Below are 4,786 nucleotides of genomic sequence, written 5' to 3'. Positions count from 1 at the left end.
GGCAACCCTTCGGCGGCTGGAAGCGGTCATCGGTCGGCACGACGACCAAGGCGGGCGGACCCAACTACCTCACGCACCTCGGCTCGTGGCGACCCCGCCCGCTGCGAACGGTCGCCACGAGCCATCCGCTCTCGGCGAGCGTCGCGTCACTGCTGGAGGCAGCAACCGGACACGTGACCCCCGCAGAGCTCCGCGAGCTGACGGCCTCGGCAGCCTCCGACGAGGTCGCGTGGTCGCGTGAGTACGGCGTCCTCAAGGACGTCTCCAAACTCGGCGTCGAGCGCAACGTCTTCCGCTACGTCGCGGTGCCCGTCACGATTCGTTTCGACGGCCTCCTGCACGAGCTCGTCAGGATCCTTCTCGCCGCCCGTCGCACCGGGTCGACCGTCACCGTCAGCTCGCGGGTACCGCTGCCCGCAGGCCTGGTGGAGGGTGCCCGCGTCGAGTCGCACGACGAGTGGCTGACGCAGGTGGCCCACACCCGCCCGTCGCGGGTGCGCCTCATCGGCGCGGACGCCAAGGACGTCGCTGTCGCGGTAGAGGGCGATCCCGACGTCGCGATCTACGCCGCACCGGTCACCTCGTCAGGACGCGTCGAGGCGCTGCCATTTCTTCAGGAGCAGGCCATCTCGATCACCAACCACCGGTTCGGCAATCCCGACACGGAGTTCGCACGCGTGCTGCCCCGCAGGTCGTGACCTCCCCCACCGACACACGGGTCAGCCGTGGTCGATGCCAGGAGGTAGCGGCGCGGTCCACCCACGCTTGAGGGCCAGGAGACGCCACCCCAGGCAGACCCCGACGGCGAGGGCGTACCACCACGCGTCGTAGCCCTGGTGGTGGATGAGAGTCGCGATCAGTGCCCCCGCGAAGGCTGGCGTGGCGTACAGCTCTCCGCGGAAGATCACCGGCACACGTCCGGCGGCGACGTCGCGCATCAGGCCGCCCCCGACGCCGGTCAGCAGGCCGAGCGCCGCCGACGCGAGGAACCCGAGGCCCGCCTCGTCGGCCTTGACTGCGCCGGTCACGCAGAAAAGTGCCAGGCCCACGGCGTCCAGCACCATGATCTGGCGCTCCATCCGGCCGAACGTCGGATGGAACACGAAGACCGCGACCGATGTCGCCGCGGGCACCGCAAGGTAGCGCCAGTCGTCGAGCGCGGCCGGCGGCACGGCACCGATGAGCACGTCGCGGAGCACCCCGCCGCCGAGTCCCGTGACAAGTGCCAGCACCATGACGCCGAAGACGTCAAGCCCTTTGCGCACACCGACGAGTGCGCCGGTCGACGCGAACACCGCAATACCGGCCAGATCGAGGACGAGCAGGAGGGTGTCGGACACGCGGACGACGCTATCGGGTGTCGGCGCGTCACCGCATGTTCCGGCACCTCATCCCTAAGATGGAACCACGCGTCGCGGCAGGGCCCGTGCGGCGTCGTACACCGGAGGAGACGTCATGCGCGATCTCGGTCTCGACGGACTGAGCGAGGACAGACGGTTCCTCATCGCGCGGGATATCTCCACCGGCGAGAAGTTTCGCATCCCCGCTGATCACCGCCTCACTTCCCTGATCGGCAAGCCGTCCCACCCTGGGAGCACCTCCGGCCAGTTGGAGATCCGCATGGAAAGTTCACTCAGCCCGCGCGACATCCAGACCCGCATCCGACGCGGTGAGTCGCCACAGTCCGTCGCCGACGCCGCTGGCGTCCCGGTCGAGCAGATCAACGGCTTCGCCAGTCCGGTGCTCGCCGAACGCGAGTTCATGTGCGAGCAGGCTCGCAAGACCTCGATCCGGCGCAAGCACATCGGCGGTGCCGGTGTGTTGATGGGCGCCCTGGTGGCCGAGAACATCGCGGTCGGTGGGGGCGTCCCTGAGTCGGCAGCGTGGGACTCGTGGCGACGTGAGGACGGCCGATGGACCGTTGTCGTGACACCCGACGGTGCCGCCCACCCAGCCACCTTCCTGTTCGACGTCAAGAGCCGCTACGTCGTGCCGGCCGATGAGTTCGCGCACGACCTCGTCGGGGACATCGTGCTCCCGGACTCCACCGACATGGCCATCGCCGACGCCGTACGCTCCCCCGCCACCGACGCTGTCGCCGGTGCCGCACGAGAGACCGACTCGCCGGTTGACGTCGAGGTCGACGTCGATTCTGCCGCACCGATGACCCTGCACGATGTCGACGCCACAGACCTCGGCTCGGGTGTCTCCTCACTGAAGGACGCGCGCGATCGGCGTGCGCTCGAGCAGCTGGCCCTGCATGAGGCGGCTGGCGCCGACGACGCCAGTGGGCCCGGCTCCGACGGCCACACGACCCGCGACGTCGCCGATCGCGACTCCCGCAAGCACGCGGGTCCCGATGTGGACGCTGACGGCTTCGAGGATGACCTCGAACATGATGTCGCGGTGCCTGACACGATGGGCCCCCGCAAGAAGCGCCACGAGCGCCGTCGCGTCCCCAGCTGGGACGAGATCATGTTCGGCGACAAGACCGACTGAGCCTCAGCCTTCCGACCGGAGCAGAAGTCGCGGCCATGTCGACGATGCGCCACTCGTTGCCCCGGCGCCGGTTTCGCCGTCGTCGGGAGAGCTCACCCGAAGGGCAGGACGTCAGGCGACATCGCCGAGGCCTTGGCCGTCGCAGCCGTCATGCGGCGTCGGTGGTGCCGGCGGCACAGGACCTCGTAGCCCACCATCGGAACTGGCCGGGTGGCGTCCTCGACGTCACCCACCACGATGACCTCACCCTCGGTGACCATGACGCCGTCCTCGGTCCGCGCATTGTGTGTCGCGCGGAGGCCGCACCAGCAGAGCGCCTCCACCTGCAGGGTGTGCACGTGGTCAGCGAGCTCGACAAGACGCAGCGAGCCTGGAAACAGCTGGGTACGAAAGTCGGTGAGGATGCCGAATGCGAAGACATCGATCGATAGCTCGTCGGTGATCTTGGCCAGCTGGTTGATCTGGTCGATGGTGTAGAACTGCGCCTCGTCGCACACGAAGTAGTCGATCCGACCACCCTGTGTGAGCTCGCCGACGGTGTACTCCCAGAAGTGGAAGTCGTCGGCGACCTCGATGGCCGCGACGGCGAGCCCCAGCCTGCTCGAGAGCGTCGCCTTGCCAGCGCGATCGTGCGACGTGAATACTCTGCCGACCCGCCCGCGGGCCCGGTGATTGTGATCCACCTGCAGGGCGAGCGTGCTCTTGCCGCAGTCCATGGTGCCGCTGTAGAAGTTCAGGTCAGCCATGAAGAAGTGCTGACTGGTCATGATCGGTCACGATAAGCCTCGAATGACGGTGATTTTGAAAGATGCAGCGAACCGACTGGTGCCGTCCGACAAGCGCTGAACGTTGTGGAAGACGTGCAAGAAGTTGTGTTCTTGGTTCGTGGTTCTCAACCAGAGAACGATGAATGCATCGTGGGCGTTTTGGCGTGATCCGGGCACTGGCATTCTCCGTCCTTGATCGGGTGGACCTACGAGGGAAATGCTATGCCCGCACCGACGCAGTGCGACGTCTTTGTTGATCGTGCGTGAACGTAGATCGACCCACGTGGCTCAAGGAAATGAATTCTTGGACGATCGGCTCGGTTCTGGACCCGCGTGCCGCAAATCTTGGATACATTTCGCTGGCAAACGCGCAGGAATCCAGGAAACCCTCACCTCGAGGTTCCCTTCTGCTCCGGTCATTCCCATCGGAGCCCATAGCAACCTCCTGGAGAGGGCGGACCGCTCCGACGGTCCCGCACGCTCATGACAACCTCAACGCACGATGAACTGCGCCACATTCTTGACGCAAGAGATCCCGATCAAGAGAACCTGATCAACGATTTTCTGACGAAGAGCAAAGGCGTCTTTCTTCTCCAGTCAGCAATTCTCTGCGCTCGCTTCCGGCAGAACCGGAACACGATGTTCGAGGACGTTGCCGACAGCGACCTGTCTCACCAGCTTGACGCACACGGCGGGACCGGTCTGCACCAACGTTCGAGGGAACCAGATCCACCTTCGGATCGGCCATGTAGAGGGACGCGACGAGCGCTCCGTACCCACACACCAACAGACAAAGCCACCACGACAACGGGACTCATCTCATGACCAGCCTCCACGCCCGTGCCGGACTCACCCTTCTCGCGTCTGGGTTGATCTTTGCGATCGTGCCCGGCGTGAGTGCCGCGCAAGCCGCTGAACTGTCCGCGCCCAACCCGAGCATGACTCAGATCTCCGTCAACCGGGCGTACGCCACGTGGCCCGCCGTAGTGAACGCCGACGAGTACGCGCTCAGAGTCACCAAAGACGGAGTGGTCACTCACTCCAGCACGTCAACGTCACTGACCCGGACAATCAGTCTCCCGACCACGACACCCGGTACGAGATATCAATACACGGTCACAGCCATCGACAACCTCGATGAGCCAATCTCAGACGGAGAGGGCGGTCAGACTCACCAGGTACGGAGCACTTCTTCGGCAAAGACTCTGATAGTGCGTGCCGACATGACCAAGATCCGGTTTGCCACGTACAACGTCTGCGCCGAGCACTGCCCAAAACTTCGTTCTTGGTCTTACCGGGTTTCCAGAGTCACAGCGGTCATCAAGTCCAAGAATCCCGACGTCGTCACCTTGCAGGAGACCGGTGGGTACACGCGCCTGACCAGCCTGACCTCACGAATGAAGTCGTCCGGCTACACACGCGCGAGAGGCGGAAGTTCGCGGTGGATCTTCTACCGGACCGCCACGATGTCTGCCCGCGACTACAAGGGCGCCGCGCTGTACGGAAAGACTGTTCACGTG

The 4,786-nt window shown here is 65.2% G+C and carries 4 protein-coding genes and 1 pseudogene; 3 read left to right on the top strand and 2 right to left on the bottom strand.

Translation table 11 applies throughout. The annotated features are described in order from the left end of the window. Positions 1-698 (top strand): annotated as a pseudogene (locus H7290_RS07785) (1-pyrroline-5-carboxylate dehydrogenase); the annotation flags it as partial. Between the two features lie 21 nt (positions 699-719). Here H7290_RS07785 and H7290_RS07780 read toward each other — a convergent pair. Then, positions 720-1,340: a trimeric intracellular cation channel family protein gene (locus H7290_RS07780; protein ID WP_290513454.1), complete on the bottom strand. Its 621-nt coding sequence runs from the start codon at positions 1,338-1,340 to the stop codon at positions 720-722. Between the two features lie 115 nt (positions 1,341-1,455). Here H7290_RS07780 and sepH point away from each other — a divergent pair, with 115 nt between their 5' ends. Next, positions 1,456-2,499 carry a septation protein SepH gene (gene sepH / locus H7290_RS07775; RefSeq protein WP_290513453.1) on the top strand — a complete coding sequence of 348 codons (1,044 nt, stop codon included), beginning with the start codon at positions 1,456-1,458 and terminating at the stop codon, positions 2,497-2,499. Between the two features lie 92 nt (positions 2,500-2,591). Here sepH and H7290_RS07770 read toward each other — a convergent pair whose 3' ends face one another. Next, on the bottom strand, positions 2,592-3,245 hold the full coding sequence (locus H7290_RS07770) for a thymidine kinase (protein ID WP_290513455.1): 654 nt from the start codon (positions 3,243-3,245) through the stop codon (positions 2,592-2,594). Positions 3,246-4,087: 842 nt separating this feature from the next. Between H7290_RS07770 and H7290_RS07765 the strand changes: the two genes are divergently transcribed. Further along, positions 4,088-4,786, top strand: a 699-nt coding sequence (locus H7290_RS07765; protein ID WP_290513452.1) for an endonuclease/exonuclease/phosphatase family protein, incomplete at its 3' end; no start/stop codon positions are given.

This window comes from Aeromicrobium sp., from assembly GCF_014378035.1.
Taxonomy (GTDB): domain Bacteria; phylum Actinomycetota; class Actinomycetes; order Propionibacteriales; family Nocardioidaceae; genus Aeromicrobium.
Note: the sequence above shows the minus strand (reverse complement) of the source record. Positions and strands in the feature narration are given on the sequence as shown.

Excerpts from the sequence above, each read along its gene's own strand:
- H7290_RS07770 (WP_290513455.1), bottom strand. The coding sequence starts at position 3,245 with ATGGCTGACCTGAACTTCTACAGCGGCACCATGGACTGCGGCAAGAGC.
- sepH (WP_290513453.1), top strand. The coding sequence starts at position 1,456 with ATGCGCGATCTCGGTCTCGACGGACTGAGCGAGGACAGACGGTTCCTC.